The 20,228-nt window shown below is 59.8% G+C and carries 19 protein-coding genes; 3 read left to right on the top strand and 16 right to left on the bottom strand.

Annotated elements, in window-relative coordinates; translation table 11 throughout:
- Positions 1 to 56 precede the first annotated feature (56 nt).
- Positions 57 to 779 (bottom strand): dihydromonapterin reductase, encoded by a 723-nt coding sequence (gene folM, locus ACJ8PL_RS14125; RefSeq protein WP_016927586.1) that lies wholly within the window; start codon positions 777 to 779, stop codon positions 57 to 59.
- A gap of 184 nt (positions 780 to 963) precedes the next feature.
- On the opposite strand from folM, the gene ACJ8PL_RS14130 reads away from it, so the two are divergent.
- Complete coding sequence (locus ACJ8PL_RS14130) at positions 964 to 1,374, top strand: hypothetical protein (RefSeq protein ID WP_004938301.1); 411 nt, start codon at positions 964 to 966, stop codon at positions 1,372 to 1,374.
- Positions 1,375 to 1,542: 168 nt separating this feature from the next.
- On the opposite strand, the gene ACJ8PL_RS14135 is transcribed toward ACJ8PL_RS14130, so the two are convergent.
- The 3 genes from ACJ8PL_RS14135 to ydgH form a co-directional block, all read right to left on the bottom strand.
- The gene (locus ACJ8PL_RS14135; protein WP_060444720.1) at positions 1,543 to 2,028 is read right to left on the bottom strand and encodes a hypothetical protein; all 486 of its coding nucleotides are present in this window, start codon (positions 2,026 to 2,028) and stop codon (positions 1,543 to 1,545) included.
- A 215-nt stretch (positions 2,029 to 2,243) separates the two neighbouring features.
- Entirely contained in the window at positions 2,244 to 3,635 is a 1,392-nt protein-coding gene (locus ACJ8PL_RS14140) for an amino acid permease (protein WP_049299367.1), read from the bottom strand.
- A 244-nt stretch (positions 3,636 to 3,879) separates the two neighbouring features.
- Positions 3,880 to 4,830, bottom strand: coding sequence for a DUF1471 family protein YdgH (ydgH, locus tag ACJ8PL_RS14145; RefSeq protein ID WP_004938291.1), 951 nt, complete (start codon positions 4,828 to 4,830; stop codon positions 3,880 to 3,882).
- Between the two features lie 537 nt (positions 4,831 to 5,367).
- On the opposite strand from ydgH, the gene pntA reads away from it, so the two are divergent.
- Both pntA and pntB read left to right on the top strand, forming a co-directional pair.
- Positions 5,368 to 6,897 carry a Re/Si-specific NAD(P)(+) transhydrogenase subunit alpha gene (pntA, locus tag ACJ8PL_RS14150; protein ID WP_028128335.1) on the top strand — a complete coding sequence of 510 codons (1,530 nt, stop codon included), beginning with the start codon at positions 5,368 to 5,370 and terminating at the stop codon, positions 6,895 to 6,897.
- A gap of 10 nt (positions 6,898 to 6,907) precedes the next feature.
- Positions 6,908 to 8,302 (top strand): Re/Si-specific NAD(P)(+) transhydrogenase subunit beta, encoded by a 1,395-nt coding sequence (gene pntB, locus ACJ8PL_RS14155; protein WP_442531222.1) that lies wholly within the window; start codon positions 6,908 to 6,910, stop codon positions 8,300 to 8,302.
- Between the two features lie 55 nt (positions 8,303 to 8,357).
- Here pntB and uspE read toward each other — a convergent pair whose 3' ends face one another.
- The 12 genes from uspE to ACJ8PL_RS14215 form a co-directional block, all read right to left on the bottom strand.
- On the bottom strand, positions 8,358 to 9,320 hold the full coding sequence (uspE, locus tag ACJ8PL_RS14160; protein WP_004938281.1) for a universal stress protein UspE: 963 nt from the start codon (positions 9,318 to 9,320) through the stop codon (positions 8,358 to 8,360).
- 126 nt (positions 9,321 to 9,446) lie between these two features.
- The gene (locus tag ACJ8PL_RS14165; RefSeq protein WP_004938278.1) at positions 9,447 to 10,211 is read right to left on the bottom strand and encodes an FNR family transcription factor; all 765 of its coding nucleotides are present in this window, start codon (positions 10,209 to 10,211) and stop codon (positions 9,447 to 9,449) included.
- 280 nt (positions 10,212 to 10,491) lie between these two features.
- Positions 10,492 to 11,016 carry a methylated-DNA--[protein]-cysteine S-methyltransferase gene (gene ogt, locus ACJ8PL_RS14170; protein ID WP_097101949.1) on the bottom strand — a complete coding sequence of 175 codons (525 nt, stop codon included), beginning with the start codon at positions 11,014 to 11,016 and terminating at the stop codon, positions 10,492 to 10,494.
- Positions 11,017 to 11,235: 219 nt separating this feature from the next.
- Complete coding sequence (locus ACJ8PL_RS14175) at positions 11,236 to 11,547, bottom strand: hypothetical protein (protein ID WP_016927593.1); 312 nt, start codon at positions 11,545 to 11,547, stop codon at positions 11,236 to 11,238.
- 306 nt (positions 11,548 to 11,853) lie between these two features.
- Complete coding sequence (locus ACJ8PL_RS14180) at positions 11,854 to 12,708, bottom strand: tagatose bisphosphate family class II aldolase (RefSeq protein ID WP_048795608.1); 855 nt, start codon at positions 12,706 to 12,708, stop codon at positions 11,854 to 11,856.
- A 9-nt stretch (positions 12,709 to 12,717) separates the two neighbouring features.
- Positions 12,718 to 13,884, bottom strand: coding sequence for an SIS domain-containing protein (locus tag ACJ8PL_RS14185; RefSeq protein WP_048795609.1), 1,167 nt, complete (start codon positions 13,882 to 13,884; stop codon positions 12,718 to 12,720).
- Positions 13,885 to 13,910: 26 nt separating this feature from the next.
- Entirely contained in the window at positions 13,911 to 14,681 is a 771-nt protein-coding gene (gene agaR, locus ACJ8PL_RS14190; RefSeq protein ID WP_016927596.1) for a transcriptional repressor AgaR, read from the bottom strand.
- A gap of 332 nt (positions 14,682 to 15,013) precedes the next feature.
- The gene (locus tag ACJ8PL_RS14195; protein ID WP_049299361.1) at positions 15,014 to 15,919 is read right to left on the bottom strand and encodes an ROK family protein; all 906 of its coding nucleotides are present in this window, start codon (positions 15,917 to 15,919) and stop codon (positions 15,014 to 15,016) included.
- Positions 15,920 to 15,937: 18 nt separating this feature from the next.
- Entirely contained in the window at positions 15,938 to 17,221 is a 1,284-nt protein-coding gene (locus ACJ8PL_RS14200) for a Gfo/Idh/MocA family protein (RefSeq protein WP_016927598.1), read from the bottom strand.
- A 20-nt stretch (positions 17,222 to 17,241) separates the two neighbouring features.
- On the bottom strand, positions 17,242 to 18,354 hold the full coding sequence (locus ACJ8PL_RS14205; RefSeq protein ID WP_197758302.1) for an ABC transporter ATP-binding protein: 1,113 nt from the start codon (positions 18,352 to 18,354) through the stop codon (positions 17,242 to 17,244).
- Positions 18,355 to 18,375: 21 nt separating this feature from the next.
- Positions 18,376 to 19,194, bottom strand: a complete 819-nt coding sequence (locus ACJ8PL_RS14210; RefSeq protein ID WP_016927600.1) for a carbohydrate ABC transporter permease — start codon at positions 19,192 to 19,194, stop codon at positions 18,376 to 18,378.
- A gap of 10 nt (positions 19,195 to 19,204) precedes the next feature.
- A complete protein-coding gene (locus ACJ8PL_RS14215; protein ID WP_442531223.1) occupies positions 19,205 to 20,146 on the bottom strand; it encodes a carbohydrate ABC transporter permease in 942 nt (313 codons plus the stop codon).
- Between the last annotated feature and the right edge of the window lie 82 nt (positions 20,147 to 20,228).

Below are 20,228 nucleotides of genomic sequence, written 5' to 3' on the forward strand. Positions count from 1 at the left end.
AAAAGCGGATTTCAGCATAGCGCGGCCCACAGCGAAGCGCCATGCGGATCTTTGCCTCAGCGCAGCGGCCGCCCGCCGTCGACGCCGTGGGTGCGGCCGGTCACGTAACGGCTCTCCAGCAGGTAATTCACCAGATTGACCACTTCGCTCTCGCCCGGCGCGACCTTCATCAGCGATTTCGCCAGCGCTTGTTGGCGGTAGGCTTCATCGTCGCCCGGATTGAAGATGATCAGCGCCGGCGCGATGGCGTTGACCTTCACCTCCGGCGCCAGCTTGCGGGCGAACGAGCGGGTCATATTGTCCAGCGCGGCCTTGCTGGCGGCGTAGGCGATATGTTTGTCGCTGCCTTTTTCCACCACGTAGTCGGTCAGATGGATAATGTCCGCGCCTGCCTGGCCCTGGCCGGTCAGGCAAGATTCGAGCAGTTGGTTGAGCAAATAGGGCGTATAGACGTGAATTTGCAGCATCGCCGCCATCACTTGCTCCGGCGGCACTTCCGCCGACTCGGCCTGCCAGGCGCTGGCGTTGTGGATCACTGCGCGCAATTTGGGCGCCACCTGCCGCACCTGGTCGGCGAAACGGTAGATGCCTTCGTGCGTGGAAAAATCGCCCTGAATGCAACTGGCGCCCAAGGCTTTCAACTCGGTCATCGCCGGATATTCGCTGCGATAGGCAATGATGACGGGAACGCCGCGCTGGAGAAACGCTCTGGCGAGCGCCAGCCCGATGCGCCGCGCGCCGCCGGTAATCAGCACCGGGGCAGAGTTGGGGTGTTCCATTGATTAAAGCTCCTGGACAGACTGGCAAACAATAGGGGAATTATGCCATCATACGGCGGAAAGTCGTTAAAGCTTCGCATGATTATCCATTTCTGGATGTAAGATCCCCAATGCGTTTCAGGTTGCCGCCCGGCGGCGGCTTGAAAGACCACGGGTTAACACTGGCCATGAGAGGAATGAGGGGATGAACAGCAATCACCTTGCATCCATCGCGCGCAGTGAGAAAATCTGTTTTGACTATATGGATTTTCTGTCCGCATCGTGCAGGAAGCACTGGCGCTTTGTTGATGCTATTTATGGTGTGATGCCGATCTTCGGCATGGTGTTGAAATCGCGCGTGACCACGTCACAAACGCGCAAAGAGCAGTTGAAAGAGCTGGCGCTGCAAGTGGTGTCGACGCAGGTCAGCGATGAAACCAATATCGTGCGCCTGATTGACCTGGCGCAGCAGCAGGGCCTGACGGTGTTTGATATTCAGTTGCCCTATGCGCTGGAAGCGCAACAGCTGGCGGCCATTCAAAAAGAGTGCGAGGAAGGCATTGCGATCGCCCTGGTGGGTGAGCGCATGACCATCACCATTCCCCCTAAAAGCTGACCGGGTGTATCGACCCGGCCGCCCGTTCATGGTTAGGCAATTGACTTACCGCGATGGCCTAACCATGAATGTGAAATTTCGCGCCGCGTCATGGTCGGCGTCTAACCTTCATCCCATCATTCAATTCATTCATTGGCGGATTACCCTCCTCAGGGCGTTGTGCCGTTTTTAATGCACGGTGGCGGAATGGTTGCCAGCAGGCGCGCAGCTGCCGGTTTCCGGCAGCCGATGTTCGCGCAGCACCTGCAGCGTTTCTATTCGAAAGCGCAGCAGGTGCCGCTCGGCGGCCTGCTGCATTTGTTCGCACAGCGAGGTATCGTCCATCACCTGTTCGATGGCGAGCCGAGCCTGATGCACATGCGGCTCAACGCCGCGGAGGGGCGTTTGCCGCAGGCGCAGATGGGTAATGTTGTTGAATGTAACGATCAACGCGGCCAGGGCAGACTCGAAAATATTCAGTGCGTTAACTCTGGCGGCATATTCCACATTCAGCCAGGGTTTCTCGGCGATGATCGCCTGAGCGACGCCCAGCGCCTGCTGATAGTGCATCATCGCCAGGCGATCGCGCCGCTGATTGAATGCCGTGTTGCCCTTGGCGATCAGTGCTTCCCAAGCGGCAAACAAGGGTAATGCGTGCAGCAGTTTTTCAGCCATGAAATGCCTTCCATTTTCAGCCTGTCCAAACCCGCCTCCTGACGCCTCTCAGCGGGGGCACTAGTGTCTTACCGTTAATGCTTGGATGATAATGATAATTAATTGCATTTAAGATCGCAAGCGGAGCCTCTGACGAATCAATAACGGGGAGCGGGGTAAGAGGAAGGGCGAGGAAACGAAATGCGGCTGACGGGCAGCCGCATGGGCAGGCGATTTTAGTGCAACATAAACCAGCCGGCAGGCAGCGTGGCCACCAGCAGCAAGAAGATGCTGCTTTTTTCCAGGCGATTGAGCAGATTGATATCCCGATGGCCGCGGCGGGCATACATGAACACCAACAGCCCTGGCGCATACAGCAGCACCGACATCAGCAGGTGCATCAGCCCGGAAGCATACAGCAGCCACAGGCCATAGACGCAGGCGCCGGAGGCGGCGAAGATCAGGCGCTTGTCGCGACGGCGGTAAGCCACCTTGAACAGAAACGCGCCGACCAGGAAGTAAGGCACCAGGATCATCTCTGACGCGATGGTCAACAGCGAGTTGTAGTTGCTGCCGGTCAGCCAGATAAGCACCAGCGCCAGCTGCACCGCGATGTTGGTCAGCCACAGCGAAGAGGACGGGGCGTGATGGCGGTTCTGCTTGCCGAACACGCGCGGAAACGCGCCGTGCTGCGCGGCCAGCAGCGGCACTTCCGCCGCCATGATGGTCCAGCTCAGGTAGGCGCCGCACACGGAAACGATCAGGCCGGCGGCGATGAGCACGTCTCCCCACGGGCCGATCAGTTCTACCATCAGCACCGCCATCGACGGATTGCGCATCTCGGCCAGTTCGCTGCGCGGCACCACGCCCAGCGACAGCAGCGTGACCATCAGATACACCGCCAGCGCCGACAGCACCGCCAGCATAGTGGCGCGGCCCACGTCTTTCTTATTGCGGGCGCGAGCGGAAACCACCACCGCGCCCTCCACGCCGATAAACACCCATAGGGTGATCAGCATGGTGTCCTTGACCTGCTCCCACACCGGTTTGCCGAGGGCGACGCCGTTGAAATCCAGTGTGAACACGTCCATTTTAAAGGCGATCGCCGCCAGAACGGCGAACATTCCCAGCGGCAACAGCTTGGCGAGGGTGGCCGCCAGATTGATGCTGGCGGCGGTTTGCACGCCGCGCAGCACCAGCGCGTGCACGATCCACAGCAGGGCGGATTCGGCGATCAGCGCCTGCCAGGTATTGCCGTCACCGAGGATAACGTTGCCGCCGCGATCGGTGAAAATGCTCAGCGCCGCGAACACGATCACCAGATACGAGACGTTGGCGATCACGGCGCACAGCCAGTAACCCCAGGCGGAGCAGAAGCCCACCAGTTCGCCGAATCCTTCTTTGGCGTAGGTGAAGATGCCGCCGTCCAGATCCGGACGCAAACGCGTAAGCAACAGCATGGCGAATGCTAAGAACAGAATGCCGACGCCGGTGATCCCCCAACCCAGCAGCAGCGCGGCGGGGCTGGCGACCTGCGCCATGTTTTGCGGCAGACTGAACACGCCGGCGCCCAGCATCGAGCTGAGCACCAAAGCGGTTAGCGCGGTAAGACCGAGTTTTTTTTCCAATGACGGATCCTGAACGCAGAATAAACAACTGGAAGGGAACTGCTTGGCTGCAACAATGTATTAACAACCACTGCGCGAATAGACAATAGCCCTAAAAATTGGCGCAAATTCTACGGAGGGATGATTAGAGATGCAATGATTGAATATGCGGAATTTACAAAAAACTATTCAACGCGCGATGGAAAAAGCGGCAATAAAAACGGGCAGCTCAAGGGCTGCCCGATGGTAAACCTAAAAACGGGTTTTATTTGAACAGATCGGCGCTGACGGTCAGGTTGCCGCCGCTCTTGTTCTGCCACTGGCGGGTGACGTGGTAGTACTTGGCGCCTTTCTCAGCCGCGCGTTTCGCCACTTCGGTGGAGACATCGGTCATGCTGTTGAAGTGGCCGGTGAAGGTGACGGAATCGAACGGCACCATCTGCGCGGCGGTCACGTTGTTCACTTCCTGGATCTTGGTGCCGTTAGGCAGCGTGACGGTATAGCGTTGGCCGGTAGAGGACTGGGTTTCGAAGAAACGGCCCACTTCGCGGCTTGGCGAACCGGAAGATGCGACGCCAGGGATTTCGACCTTCGCGGCTGCGGCGCCGCCGGCGGCCAGCGCAGCGCGGCCGGCGTCAGAATCGGCCGGAATGGCGTCCGGGCTCTGCACGCGGCGTTTCGGCGCATCGGCCTTATAGATATAGGCGGTGACGAACTGGTTGCCGCCGGAGTTGGCGTCAACCTGGCGCACGATGAAGAAGGATGCAGCGCCTTTTTTCTTCGCTTCTTTGGAGATGGCGTCGTTGATGTCCGGCTGGCTGCGGTAGAAGCCGCTGACGCTCACGGTATCGTAAGGCTCCAGCAGGTAGGCTTCCTCTTTAGGCAGTTCATTCACGCCGTTAAATACGCGGTATTTTGGTGTTTTGCTCACTTCTGGCGCATCTTTATGATAAAGGTCTGCGGTGACGCGCCAGTTGCCGCCGTTGTTGCTGTTGTTGCTGTCCTGGATATAGAAGGAATCGGCACCCAGTTTGTCTGCACGGCGGGATACGGCGTCGACGGCTTCATTGATGGCATTGAAGCGGCCGGTAATCGTGATGCGATCAAACGGCTTCAGCGCCGCTGCTTTCTCAGGAGTTAACTCTTGCGCCGCATGAGCAGACAGCGCGGTGAGTGATAACAAGGCTGACGCGATGATCGTGGTCTTCAGCTTCATAAAAAATCCTTTCGCCTAGCGCATTAACGTTTATAACGTACTGAACTGTTTAAGTGTAATTCAGCCGTCGATTATTACATGTAATTCTGAAAACTGTCTCAGCATTTTATGTTATCCCGTGCGACAAATCGGTGACGGTGACGCGGGTCGCACGGATGGCGCCACCGTCATAAGTTTCCATAATAACGGCTTGGGTGTCATTAATGTTAATTATTCACAAAATGATAACTTTTATGCTTTTCCGCCGCGCATGGCCATAATTCGTTACGCCGGGCGTAAACCTCTTGCCACGCAGAATACGCTGTTCTGTATGGGTTTTTTCACAGTAAATTGCGATTTGTCATATCACGCGCGGCGTTTTTATGTAAAAACAGGGCTGAATGCGTAAGCAATTATGGATCATCGACCTTATTTTCAGTAGGTTATAGTTGGCGTCTGAAATCAGTGCGGGCAAGTTAACGCTTCGCCCGCCGGCGGCGCCGTGCTATGGGCAGGAAAATAATAAACATCATCCAAGACAGGTGAGAAGGGAACATTATGCGTATTGGTGTACCAAGAGAGCGGTTGGCCAATGAAGCCCGGGTCGCAGCCACGCCGAAAACGGTGGAACAACTGCTGAAGCTGGGTTTTACCGTCGCGATTGAACGCGGGGCGGGCAAACTGGCCAGTTTTGAGGACGTCGCCTACGAAGCCGCCGGCGCGGCGCTGGTCGACGAAAACGAAGTGTGGCAGTCGGATCTGATCCTGAAAGTCAACGCGCCGCAAGACGACGAGATCGCCTTGATGCGCGAAGGCAGCACGCTGGTCAGCTTTATCTGGCCGGCGCAAAACCCTGAATTGATGGCCAAGCTGGCGGCGCGCAACGTCACCGCGCTGGCGATGGACTCGGTGCCGCGCATCTCGCGCGCCCAGTCGATGGACGCGCTGAGCTCGATGGCCAACATCGCCGGCTACCGCGCGATCGTCGAAGCGGCGCATGAGTTCGGCCGCTTCTTCACCGGCCAGATCACCGCCGCCGGCAAAGTGCCGCCGGCCAAAGTGATGATCATCGGCGCCGGCGTGGCCGGCCTGGCGGCGATCGGCGCTGCGGGCAGCCTCGGCGCCATCGTGCGCGCCTTCGACACCCGCCCGGAGGTGAAAGAGCAGGTGCAGAGCATGGGCGCGGAATTCCTCGAGCTGGATTTTGAAGAGGAAGCGGGCAGCGGCGACGGCTACGCCAAAGTGATGTCCGAAGCCTTTATCAAGGCTGAGATGGCGCTGTTCGCCGCACAGGCGGCGGAGGTCGATATCATCGTCACCACCGCGCTGATCCCGGGCAAACCGGCGCCGAAGCTCATCACCAAAGAGATGGTGGCGTCGATGAAGCCGGGCAGCGTGATCGTCGATCTGGCGGCGCAAACCGGCGGCAACTGCGAACTGACCGTGGCCGACACCATTACCGTGACCGACAACGGCGTGAAAATCATCGGCTATACCGATCTGCCGAGCCGCTTGCCGACCCAATCTTCGCAGCTGTACGGCACCAACCTGGTCAACCTGTTGAAGCTGCTGTCGAAAGAGAAAAACGGCGAGATTGACATCGATTTCGACGATACGGTGATCCGCGGCGTTACCGTGGTGCGCAGCGGTGAAATCACCTGGCCGGCGCCGCCGATCCAGGTCTCCGCCCAGCCGAAAGCGGCGCCCGCCGCCGCACCGGCCGCCAAACCCGAAGCCAAACCGACCTCGCCGTGGCTGAAGTATGGCCTGATGGCTCTGGCGATACTGCTGTTCGGCTGGCTGGCGGACGCGGCGCCGAAAGAGTTCCTGTCGCACTTTACCGTGTTCGCGCTGGCCTGCGTGGTCGGTTACTACGTGGTCTGGAACGTCAGCCATGCGCTGCATACCCCGTTGATGTCGGTCACCAACGCGATCTCAGGGATTATCGTGGTCGGTGCGCTGCTGCAGATCGGTCATGGCGGCTGGGTGAGTTTCCTCTCCTTTATCGCCGTGCTGATCGCCAGCATCAACATTTTTGGTGGATTCACCGTCACTCAGCGCATGCTGAAGATGTTCCGCAAGAACTAAGGGGTAACAAATGTCTGGAGGATTGGTTACAGCTGCATACATTGTTGCCGCTATTTTGTTTATTTTCAGCCTGGCGGGCCTGTCGCGTCATGAAACGTCGAAGCAGGGCAACCTGTTCGGCGTCGCCGGCATGGCGATCGCGCTGATCGCCACCATCTTGGGGCCGGATTCCGGCAACGTCGGCTGGATCATCATCGCCATGATCATCGGCGGCTCGATCGGCGTCTATTTGGCCAAGAAGGTCGAGATGACCGAAATGCCGGAGCTGGTGGCGGTGCTGCACAGTTTCGTTGGCCTGGCGGCGGTGCTGGTCGGCTTCAACAGCTACCTGGATCATGGCGGGCCGATGGAGCCGGTGATGGCGAATATCCATCTGACCGAAGTGTTCCTCGGCGTCTTTATCGGTGCGGTGACCTTCACCGGGTCGATCGTCGCCTTCGGCAAGCTGCGCGGCATCATTTCTTCCAAACCGCTGATGCTGCCGAATCGCCACAAGCTGAACCTGGCGGCGCTGGTGATCTCGTTCCTGTTGCTGGTGGCGTTCGTGCGCACCGACAGCGTGGGCTGGCAGGTGGTAACGCTGTTGCTGATGACGGCGATCGCGCTGGCGTTCGGCTGGTATCTGGTCGCCTCGATCGGCGGCGCCGACATGCCGGTGGTGGTGTCGATGCTCAACTCTTACTCGGGGTGGGCGGCCGCCGCGGCGGGCTTCATGCTGAGCAACGATCTGCTGATCGTCACCGGCGCGCTGGTGGGCTCTTCGGGGGCGATACTGTCTTACATCATGTGCAAGGCGATGAACCGTTCGTTTATCAGCGTGATCGCCGGTGGTTTCGGCAGCGACGGTTCTTCCACCGGCGACGCCGAAGAGATGGGCGAATACCGTGAAACCACGGCGGAAGAGGTGGCCGAGCAGCTGAAGAACTCCACGTCGGTGATCATCACCCCGGGCTACGGCATGGCGGTGGCGCAGGCGCAGTATCCGGTGGCGGAAATCACCGAAAAACTGCGGGCGCGCGGCGTGAAGGTGCGTTTCGGCATTCACCCGGTCGCGGGGCGCTTGCCGGGCCACATGAACGTGCTGCTGGCGGAGGCGAAGGTGCCGTACGACGTGGTGCTGGAGATGGATGAAATCAACGACGATTTCCCGGATACCGACACCGTGCTGGTGATTGGCGCCAACGACACGGTGAACCCGGCGGCGCTGGAAGATCCGCGCAGCCCGATCGCCGGCATGCCGGTATTGGAAGTGTGGAAAGCGCAGAACGTAATCGCGTTCAAACGCTCGATGAACACCGGCTACGCCGGCGTGCAGAACCCGCTGTTCTTCAAGGAGAACACCCAGATGCTGTTCGGCGACGCCAAAGACAGCGTGGAGGCGATTCTGCGGGCGCTGCAGAAGTAAAATTGGGCAACCAAAAAAACGGGCCGCTTAGCGGCCCGTTTTTTATGCGCGAAGGTTAATCTTCGTCGTCATGCTCGTCATCTTCATCCGCCTCGATCGGGCAGTTGAAGTTTTCCGGTTTAATCACCAGCAGGTCGCATTTCAGATGATCGATCACATGTTCCGCGGTGTTGCCGATAAAGGCGGCTGAAATGCCGGTGCGGCCCAGGGTGCCCAGCACCACCACGCCGGCCTGTAGATGTTCGGCCAGATCGGGGATGACCTCTTCCGGCAGGCCTTTTTCCACGTGGGTGAACTCTTCCTTAATGCAGAATTTCTGCCGCAGCGCCTTCATGGCGATCAGATGCTGGCCGCGAATGGCGTCGTTGTAGACGCTCGGGTCGAAGTCGGGCAATTCGATGGCGATGTTGATCGGGGTAACGGGATAGGCGCCGACCAGGTGAACCTCGGTCTGGTTGACGTTTTGCGCCAGTTCGACGGTTTCTTGCACCAGTTTGATATTGAGCGGGTCGTGATAGGGTTCCTCGCTGGCCAGGTTGACCGCCACCAGCGCCTTGCCGCCTTCCGGCCAGGGCTGGTCTTTCACCATCCACACCGGGCAAGGGCATTTGCGCAGCAGGTGCCAGTCGGTTGGGGTGAAGATCACCGACTCTAACCGATCGTGTTGGTGCGCCATTTTCAGCAGCAGGTCATGTTGGCCGGAAAGCACTTCCTGAATGATGGCTTCGAAGGGGCGGTTATGCCAAACCACTTTGATTTCGATCGGCACGCCGTCGTTGAGATAGAAGCGGCACTGCTCGTTGATCCAGGCGGCGCGTTGGCTGATCACACCTTGCCGCATCGCCGTTCTTTCATCCGGGGAGAGCAGGGTCGTCATTTCGTAAGAGAAGTCATAGATGGGCAGGAAGGCCTTGATGCGCCCGCCGTTCCGTTTTACCAGGTACACGGCGCGGCGCAATGCCGGCTGATCGTCCTGATTGGGGTCAATAGCCACCAGAAGATTCTGATACTTCGCCATAGGGCCTCCTTACAGCTGAAATCAACAGTCTGTTAATTTACAGAGTAACCCAACATTGAAAAACAGAACAACAACGGAAGCGTGCCGGATCAACAATTTCGGTGAAATGGTGATCCGGCGGGGGAATCAGGCGTTGACGGTCACGTTGATGCGCGGCGTACCGGCCAGCACCGACAGCGCGTCGGCGTTTTCAATGGTGATGTATTTGCCTTTCACGCTGAGGATTTCGCTTTTCTGGAAGCGCCCCAGCAGGCGGCTGATGGTTTCCACCGTCAGCCCAAGGTAGTTGCCGATGTCGCCGCGGGTCATGGTCAAACGGAACTCGCGCGGTGAGAAGCCGCGCTCCGCAAAGCGGCGTGACAGGTTGTAAACGAACGCCGCCAGGCGCTCTTCGGCGTTTTTCTTCGACAGCAGCAGGATCATGTCCTGGTCGCCTTTGATCTCGCCGCTCATCAACCGCATGATCTGCTGACGCAGGTTCGGCATTTTGCCGGACAGATCGTCGAGGGTCTCGAACGGGATCTCGCACACCATCGAGGTTTCCAGAGCCTGAGCGAAGCTCGGGTGCTTCAGGCCACCGATGGCGTCGAAGCCCACCAGGTCGCCCGCCAGGTGGAAGCCGGTGATCTGCTCATCGCCTTGCTCGGTGATGGTGTAGCTTTTAATGGTCCCGGAACGGATCGCGTACAGCGATTTCAGCTCGTCGCCGGCCTTGAACAAGGTCTGGCCTTTCTGGATGGGCTTCTTCCTCTCGATAATGTTGTCGAGCTGGTCCAGCTCGTGAGCATTGAGGGTGAAAGGAATGCACAGCTGGCTGATGCTGCAGTCCTGGCAATGGATCGCACAACCACCAGACTGGATACGACGAATCACGCGTTTTTCCGGGATCATAGATTACGCTCATTCAATAATTGATATGAGTCAATTTTAACATCTTTTGCTGCAGCTGATAAGGGTGGCATTAGCATGAATAGGGGTATTGTGTGCGAATTTTGCGCACACATGCCGCCGATTATTCTGTATCGGACTGAAGTTATGAGTATTATTTGTGACTTATGCGTTTTATTCACACAGGTTATTAATAGTGCCCAGCGGGCACGAGCGCGGCGTTGGGCAATGTGCTTTATTAAGCAGCGCCAAACAATGGCGCTGCTTAAGCCGATCGCAGCGGCTACAGCAAACTTTTCGGCAGGTAGCCTTCATGCTGCAGCAGCCATTGCTTGCGCTGTACGCCGCCGGCATAGCCGGTCAGCGCGCCCTGCGAACCGATCACCCGGTGACAGGGCACCACGATGCTGATCGGATTTGAACCGTTGGCCATGCCGACCGCGCGCGAGGCGGTCGGACGGCCGATACGTTGCGCCAGCTGGCCGTAGGTCAGGATCTCGCCGCAGGGGATTTGGCGCAGCTGTTGCCACACGGTGCGCTGGAACTCGGTGCCGGCGGTCATCACCGGCAACCGATCGATAATGCTCAGTTCCCCGGCGAAATAGCGTTGCATGGCGTCGGTCAGCCCGCTGGGATCGCGCTGCTCGCGCAGAGTGAAGCGATCGGTGCGGTAGTGGGTGTTCAGCAGCTTCATCAGGCGCGCTTCGTGATCGGTCCAGTCGATCGCCCGCAGGCGCCCCTGTTCATCGGCAATCAGCACCAGTTCACCCACCGGCGTAGCGGTACGATCAATCAAAAAAGTCTGCATCTGGATCACTCCTCGGTTTAGTGTGGCGATTATCGCATGAAACGGAGGGAGACGATGGCGGATTTCGGACATGCTGATGGGCAACCGCAGGGTTGCCCGAATAGCCGGCTTACGGTAAGGCGGGGAGTTATTGTGCGATAAATTTATAAAATAAATTTATAATTCATCAAGACGAGTCGTACCTTGTTTATTATTTAAGCAGGCAGTGCCGCTTTGCGGTTACTTATAGCTGATAGTCACGCGCTTTAAATGGGGGTCGTTATTCACCATCTCACTGCTGACGGCAGAAACTAATTCTTTTGGCATCTCTGTTAACGAAGAGGATATATACCCGTTCTGATATTCCGTCACTTTACCGAAGCAGCTGGAGATAAGCTTTTCATCCTGATGTTTGACGGTGCAGGCCGGCGTGGTAATGGCGCCGGTGAAGCGCACGACGCCGGAGGCGACCTGACTGCCGGAAAGCGGTTTTGCTTGCAGAGCGAAGGGCAGAATGACCAATGCGCTTAATACGGCTAAGTAATGGTTCATATGCTGTTCCTTTCAGAGTAAAAACACTGCCAATTAAAAAAACAAGCGTGCTTGTTTTCATCAAATAAGCCATTTCGCCTGGCGAAATAAAAACGAATGGGCAAAAATCCTACTGCCCGCATTCAATGAATTTGATAATAGGGAGGTAGGATGAGTAAAACCATGATTTGGATCATAGTGAAGACTGGTTAATGATTTGAGGCGCGGGCGGGATAGCAGGCTGTGATCGTTCTCTCAGGAAATTCGGGCAATGGCGGCCGTTTTCGCCCCCGTTGCGCGGCCGCAGCAACGGGGGCGAGAGCGGGGTTACAGCATGCCGCTGCTGCCGCAAATGCGGATCTTTTCCGCCACCACTTCTTTCATCGCCAGCTTGCCGGGGACGATGTACTTGCGCGGATCGTTGGCGTCCGGGTGCTGCGAAAAGTAGCTTTTTACCGCATCGGCGAAGGCGATTTTCAATTCGGTGGCGACGTTGACCTTGCAAACGCCGAGCGAGATCGCGCGCTTGACCATCGCTTCCGGAATGCCGGAGGCGCCGTGCAGCACCAACGGCACGTCCACCTGTTCGCGGATCAGCGCCAGGCGCTCGAAGTCCAACTTCGGTTCGCCGTGATACAGGCCGTGGGCGGAACCGATCGCCACCGCCAGCGAATCGATGCCGGTGGCGGCGACAAACTCGCGTGCCGCGGCCGGATCGGTATAAAAGCTGTCCGCCGTATCGACGATCAGATCGTCTTCCTGCCCGCCCAGGCGGCCCAGCTCCGCCTCCACGCTGGCGCCGTAGCGGTGGCACAGGGCTACTGCGGCGGCCACCTTGGCGATATTCTGCTCGAACGGCAAATGGGAGCCGTCGATCATCACCGAGCGGATGCCGCTTTTCACCTTATACTCGATGTCGTCCAGCGCTTCGTGATGATCCAGATGCAGCGCCAGCGGCAGATCGTAGCGGTGCGCGGCCGATTGGCAAATGCCGATCAGGTAGTCGGTGCCGGCATAGCTGAAGGTGCCGGGCGTGCCGGCCATGATCACCGGCGAGCGCAGCTCGGCGGCGGTCTCCGCCACCACCTGCACGGTTTCCAGATTGTGGACGTTAAACGCCGGAACGGCGTAACCCTGGCGTTGCGCCTTGAGCAGCATGTCTCGGTTGGCTATCAGATACATGGGATCTCCTTACAGCTCGGGGGAAGGAAAACGGTAAATCGTCACGCCTTTCACCACCCGGTTGACCTCGCCGGTCGGGCAGGGGTTATCCGGGGTCAGCCCCAGCGCCAGCGAACTCTCGAAGGCCAGCATCTGGCTGAACAGCAGATACGGGAACAGCAGCCAGATATCGTCAGCCGCATCGTGCATATGCAGCAGGGCATCGGACAGAGGTTGGCGTTCGCCGGTCAACCCGACCAGCTGCATCGCCTGCCCATCGCGCTGCAGCTCGTTCCACAGATCGCGGTCATACTGGCGGGCATAGTCGTTGTGGGAGAACATCAGCACCACCAACGTCTGGCCGTCGACCATGAATTTCGGGCCATGGCGCAGGCCGAGCGGCGAGTCGTAGCGCGTAACGATGCGGCCGGCGGTCAACTCCAGCATCTTGAGCGAGGCCTCTTCGGCGAGGCCGGTAAAACAGCTGCCACCGAGGGTGATATAGCGGCGGAAACCGCTGGCGGCCAGCGCCTTCACCTGCGGCTGCAGCGTTTCGCGCAGTGCGCGGCAGCGCTGCACCATGGCGTTCAACGGCGCCTGGGCGGCCTCGAGCGAAGCCGGGCCGAGCAGCAGCGCGGCGCTCAGCATCATGCAGCTGAAGCTGGAGGTCATGGCGAAGCTCTGATCGTTGGCGCCTTGCGGCATCACCAGCGAACAGACGTTGCCACGCTGATGCGCGTACTGCGCCAGCCGGCTGTCCGGGTTGCACACCAGCATCAGATGATAGCTTTCCGGCAGCAATTGATCGGCCAGCTCCACCGTCGCCACGCTTTCCGGGCTGTTGCCCGAACGGGCGAAGGAAACCAGCAGCGTCGGCCGATCAGGGTCAAGATACTGCAGCGGGTTGGCGACGATATCGGTGGTGCCGTAAGCCACCACGTCGCGGCCGGTGCGTTCGCGCAGCCAGGGGGCCAGGGCGCGGCCGGCAAATGCCGAGCTGCCGGCGCCGCACAAGACGATTTGCAGGCGCGGATTAGCCAGCAACGGCGCCAGGAACGGTTGCCACTGCGCCTGTTGATCCTGCAGTTGGCGGTGCAGCGCCGCCCACAAATCCGGCTGTTGCCAAATTTCTGCGGCGGTATGCCAGGCGTTGCGCTGCTTCAGCCAATTCGCCTCGTAAGAGAAATACGCGTTCATGATGACAGCTCCTTAAAAAGCCTCGGTTAACGGTCGGCGATAATCACGTCGATCCCTAAATGGTGCAGCGCCTGCAGATAGTGTTCCGGAATGCGGCTGTCGGTGACCAGGCGGTGGATCTGGCCGATGTCGCGGATCATGCAAAAGCTGGTGCGGCCGAATTTGCTGGCGTCGGCGAGGGCGATCACTTCGCGCGCCACCTCGCACATCACCCGGTTCAGCTGCGCTTCGCCCGGATCCGGCGTGGTGATGCCGCTCGCGAGATCGAAGCCGTCGACGCCGAGAAAAAGCTTGTCGAACCGATACTGGCGCAGCTGCTGTTCGGCGGCGGGGCCGTACAGCGACCAGGCTTTGCGGCGCACGCTGCCGCCGACCACCATCAGGTCGATCTCCTCGTTGTTGGCCAGTTCGAAGGCGATGTTGAGCGCGTTGGTCATCACCACCAGATCCTTTTTCCCCGCCAGCTGCGGCGCCATTTGGCTGGTGGTGGAGCCGGAGTCGAGGATGACGGCGTCGCCGTCTTCAATCAGCGCCGCGGCCGCGCAGGCGATGGCGTGTTTGACGTCGCGATTGATGCGGCCCTTGTCCTGCAACGGGCGGTCGAAGGCGAACTGTTTGTTCAACATGGCGCCGCCGTAGGCGCGCACCGCGCAGCCGTGTTTTTCCAGCTGGCGCAGATCGCTGCGGATGGTGACGCTGGACACCGAAAACTGCTGGCTGAGCTGCTCCACGCGCACCGTGCCCTCGCGACACAGCTGGTCGATAATTAATTCCCGGCGTTTTGCGGTATTGATCATTAACGCAGACTCCTGATTTACCTGTAGCCGTGCCCGACCGCGGCTTAATAAGCCGCAGCGATACCGACCGGAGCGCTTTCAGTTGTTCGTGGCGAATTACAGCAAACGAAACACTGAAATGCAATCGATTAATTTTAAAATATCTATATCTATCAGTTGGTTATATTTGATTTTGCTTTCGGTTGGGCGGCAACCGAAAGCAGTGTTAACGCAAAGTGAAAACGGCAAATTCGTTATTTTTCAGTCGCCAATTCCCAGCGCTTATTCATTCAGTCCGTCGATGCCGAAAGCCGCAGCGATCGCTCGACAATCTCCGGGCTTTCACTGTTTTTTTATGCCGGCGCGCGTAAAAGCGCTGCGCCGCGCACGCCGCTGCTGTCACCGTGCACTGGCGGGAACACCGCCGCCGGCTCCATGCCCGGCAGCAGCCAGCGCCGCATCGCCGGCGGCAACAGCCGGTAAAGCTCGCCGACGTTGGACAATCCACCGCCCAGCACGAAGGCATCAACGTCCAGCAGCAGCTGTAAGCCGGCCAGCGCGCTGGCCAGGATGTCGACGTAGATGGTCATCAGCCGCTGCGCGAGCGCATCACCGGCACGATAGCAGGCGACCAGCGCCGGCACGTCAGCGGCCGGATGGGCGAAATGGCGGCTCAGCGCCAGCAGCCCGCTGCCGGAGACGTAGCGTTCAAAGCAGCCGGTCAGCCCGCAGTTGCAGCCGAACAGCGGCAGATCGTAACGCTGCGCCAGCTGGGCCGAGATTGGCATATGGCCCCATTCGCCCGCCACGCCGCTGCGCCCCTTGTGCAGTTGCCGGTTCACCACCAGGCCGCCGCCGGCGCCGGTGCCGATGATGGCGCCGAACACCAGCGGCAGGTGCGCGGTTTGCGGCGTGCTGGCTTCCGACAGCGCGAAGCAGCGGCAGTCGTTCTCAATAGCGATCGGTCGCGCCAGCGCCTGCGTCAAATCATCCGCCAGACAATGGCCGGTCAGGCAGGGCACGTTGACCGCCAACTGGCGGCGGCTGACGGGATCGGTGATCCCCGGCAAACCGATGCCGATGCTGCCGCGCGTGTGCAGTTCGCGATCCGCCTGCTCGACCAGCCCGGCGATGCAGGCCACGAACTCGCCGTAATCGCCGGTTGGGGTGCGCACCCGCTGGAGCAGCACCTGATTGAGCCGGCGATCGTAAGCGGCCATTTCAATTTTGGTGCCGCCGATGTCGAAGCCGTAACGCATCTCTGTCGTGGCCATGCTTTAGGCTCCACTCAGGGCGATCACCGCCGCCTCGCGGCGGGCGCGTTCGGCGGCAAACACCATCAGGTGGCTCTCCAGCGCTTCCGCCGGGCCGGCCAGCACCTGGCTCGGATCGTTGGCGCGAATGGCCGCGATAAAGTGCTGCATCAGGAAGTAGTCGCCGCCGCCGTGGCCGGCCATGGCGTGCAGATCCTGGCCGGCGTCGGTGTCGTAATGCGTTTCGCCGTCGTCGAGGAACGAGGTGATGCGGATATGGCGGCCGTCGCCTTCCAGGCAGCCGCGGCTGCCAAAGATGCGGGTGTGACGATCTTCGTGGCGGGTAAAGGCCGTCATGGTGAACGACGCGGTGCGGCCGCCGGCGAACTGCATGTTGACCACCTGATGGTCGACCACGTTATTGTCGCAGCGGTAGACGCAGCGGCCGTAAGGCCCGTCGCGCAGCGCCGCCCGCAGCGTCGTCTGGTCGGGTTCCGGCGTCAGCACGCGCAGAAAACCGGGCGTGGCCTTGTGATCGTCGCCCAGATAGATGCGTTTGGCGGAATAGGGGCAGTTTGCCTCTACCGCGCAATCCAGGCAGTTGTCCGCCGCGCCCGCCGGTTGGTTTTCCTGGCGGAAGTGGCGCAGGTTGCCGAAGGAGCTGACCTGTTCACAGGGTTGCTCCATCACGTAGCGGATCCAGTCGATGTCGTGGCAGGATTTCTGCAGCAGCATAAAGGCGGCCTGCCGATCGTTGCGCCAGTTGCCGCGCACGAAGGAGTGAGCCTGATGCCAGTAGCCGACCGGTTCCAAATGTTGCAGGCTGACGATGTCGCCGATCGCGCCGTCGCGCAGCAACTGTTTGAGCTTTTGGGTATAGCGGGTGTAACGCAGCACGTGGCCGACCGAGAAGATCAGCCGTTGGCGCGTCACTTCGGCGACGATGGCGCGGCACTCATCGGCGTCCGGCGACAGCGGTTTTTCCAGCAGCATGGCGTAGCCCTGGCGGGCGAAGGCCAGCGCCGGTTCCAGGTGCATCTGATCCTGGGTGCAGATCAGCACCGCGTCGGCCAGCTTGCCGGCGTCGGCGGCCTGACGCCAGTCGGTGAAGACGTTTTCCGGCGCGATGGCATGCTGCGCCACGAACGGCTCGCGGTAGGCGTCGCGCGGTTCCGCTACCGCCACCACCTGCATCAAATCGGGATGCGCCAGCGCATAGCGCGAGTAGATTTCACCGCGCGCCCCGGCGCCGACCACCAGCACCCGCACCGGGCGATGGGCAAAGCTGTTGGGTTGTGTTGACGACATTGCTGGATACTCCGCTGTTGTTATTTGAGGTTTTGGCCGCTGAGCTCGTCGAACAAATGCGCGCGCGTCAGATCGAATGCCAGATGAATGCTTTCGCCGAGGCGCGGCTCCCAGTCCGGCAGCGACGCCATGCGCAGCACGAAGCGCAGATCGGCCAGTTCGCAGTGCAGCAGCTCTTCGTTGCCCATGCGCTCGATAGTGACGATCTGCGCCGGGAAACAGTTGGCGCTGCCGGGCGCGCACAGCCGCAAAGACTCCGGCCGGATGCCGAGACACACCCGCGCATGCGGGTAGTCCGCCAATTGCCGTTGCAGCGCCGGCGGCAGATCGAGCAGGTGCTGCAGGCCGATACGCAGCCGCACCGTTTGGCCGTCGCGCACGATCGCCAGATCGTGCAAATTCATCGACGGGCTGCCGATAAACTCGGCGACGAAACGGTTGGCGGGGTGGTGGTACAGATTGATTGGTTTATCCACTTGCATGATGGCGCCGCGGTTCATCACGCAAATGCGATCGCCCATGGTCATCGCCTCGACCTGATCGTGGGTGACGTACACCATGGTGGCGGCGGCGCCTTCTTGCTTCAGCTGGTTGTGCAGTTCGATCAGCTGCACGCGCATTGACACTCGCAGCTTGGCGTCGAGGTTGGACAGCGGCTCATCGAACAGAAACACCTTGGGTTTGCGCACGATGGCGCGGCCGACCGCCACCCGCTGGCACTGGCCGCCGGAGAGCTGGCCCGGCTTGCGCTGCAGCAGATTGGTGATCTCCAGCTTTTCCGCCGCGTCGCGCACCCGGCGGTCGATCTCCGTCTTGCTCTCTTTGCCGATCAGGCCGAACGCCATGTTCTTGTACACCGTCATGTGCGGGTACAGCGCATAGTTCTGGAACACCATGGCGACGCCGCGATCCTTCGGCATGCTGTCGTTGACGCAGCGATCGTGGATCAGGATCTGCCCCTCGCTGACGCTCTCCAGCCCGGCGATCATCCGCAGCAGGGTGGATTTGGCGCAGCCGGACGGGCCGACGAACACCATAAATTCCCCGTCTTCAATGTCCAGATCGACGCCGTGCAGCGCGTGGAAACCGTTGGGGTACACTTTTTTAACGCTGTTTAACTGAATTCCGGCCATGTTGTTTACCTTGTCTGCGCGTTAGCCTTTCACCCCGGCGCTGGCGATGCCCTGGATGAAATAGCGTTGGAAAATAATGAACAGCATCAGCATCGGGATCACCGCCATCAGCGCCCCGGCCATCAGCAGCGGGTATTCCACCCCGGCGCGGCTGGAGAGCGAGGCCAGCCCTACCGGCAGCGTCAGCTTCTCGGTGGTGGTATTGACGATCAGCGGCCACATCAGGTTGTTCCAGCTCCACAGGCCGTTGATGATGACGCAGGCGATAATGCCCGGCCGGATCAGCGGCAGCATGATGCGCCAGAAGATGGCGAAGTAGCTGTAACCGTCGATCAGCGCCGCTTCCTCCATCTCCTTCGGCACCGCCAGGAAGAACTGGCGCAGCAGGAAGGTGGCGTAAACGCTGAAAATGCCCGGCAGCACCAACCCGGTGATGCTGTTGACCAGCCCCAGCTTCTGCACCACTAGGAATTGCGGGATCAGAAACGCCTGGCCGGGCACCATCAGGATCGACACGCACACCAGAAACACCGCGTCGCGGCCGCGAAAATGCAGGCGCGAGAAGCCATAGGCGGCCAGGGTGGCGATAGCCATCTGCAGGCTGACGGTGAAGAAGGTCGCCAGCAGCGAGTTGAGATAAAAACCGGCGAACGGGATTTCGTGCATCACCCGGCCGTAGGCCTGCAGGCTGGGATGCGCCGGCAGCAGCGTCAGCGGGATCTGGATGCTCTCGGCCTGGGTTTTCAGCGAGGTCACCAGCATCCAGATAAAGGGCACCACCGAGGCCAGCGCCGCCAGCCCCATAAACAGGTACACCAGCGTTTTCTTGCTTGCGTTCATGTGCAGCTCCTCAGCTGACTTTCAGGCGCTTGCCGATCGCCATTTGAATCAGGGTGATCACCAGCGTGACGGCGAACAGCACCACGGTGATGGCGGAGGCGTAACCTTTTTCCTGCAGGTAAAACGCGTACTTGTAGAACAGGTTGGTGACGGTCATCACGTCGTTTTCCACCAGCGCGCGGTCGAACATCAGGAACACCACGTCAAAGACTTGCAGGATCTCGATAAAGCTCATCACCGACACGAAGAACAGCGTAGGCACCATCATCGGCAGCGTGATGCAGAAGAAGCGCCGCAGGGTGCCGATGCCGTCGATATCCGCCGCTTCGTACAACTGGCGTGGAATGCTCTGCAGTCCGGCCAGCAAAATGATGATCTTCAGCGCCAGAGACGACCAGATGATGATGATGGATACACTGATGCGCACCACGTCCGGATCGGACAGCCAGGCGACCGGCGCAATGTGCAGCAGGCTCAGCGCCTGGTTGATCAGGCCGAAGTCCTTGTTGAACAGCCATTGCCACACCATGGCCACCGCCGCGGGCATGGTGACCGCCGGCAGGAACAGCAGGGTGCGCAGCAGGCCTTTGCCGCGGATATTCTGGTTGAGGCCGATCGCCAGCAGCAGCGACAGGCTCAGGCTGATCGGCACGCAGACCACCACGTAGAACAGGGTGTTGGCGGCGGCGGTGTAAAAGTCGTCGTCTTCGAACAGGTTGAGATAGTTATCGACGCTGATGCTGCTCCAGCGCATGAATTGGTTGAGATCGGTAAAGCTGTAAAAGATGTTTTGCAAGAAGGGGATCAGGTAAAACACCGTCACCCCCAACAACAGCGGCAGGATCATCACCCAGCCCCAGAAGCGCTCGGCGCGTTCGAGCCGATTGAGCGCGGGACGGGCGGTGCGCCGGGGGTGTTTCAGGGTGACCGTAGCCGTTTCTGCCAGCGACATGTTGCCATTCCTCACCTATGACGTTCAGCGTGGTTCCCCCGCGGCGCGCGCTCGGGGCTGCGCGCCGCGGGGGGGGGGGGGG

Source organism: Serratia sp. CY83965 (assembly GCF_052166375.1).
Classification (GTDB): domain Bacteria; phylum Pseudomonadota; class Gammaproteobacteria; order Enterobacterales; family Enterobacteriaceae; genus Serratia; species Serratia marcescens.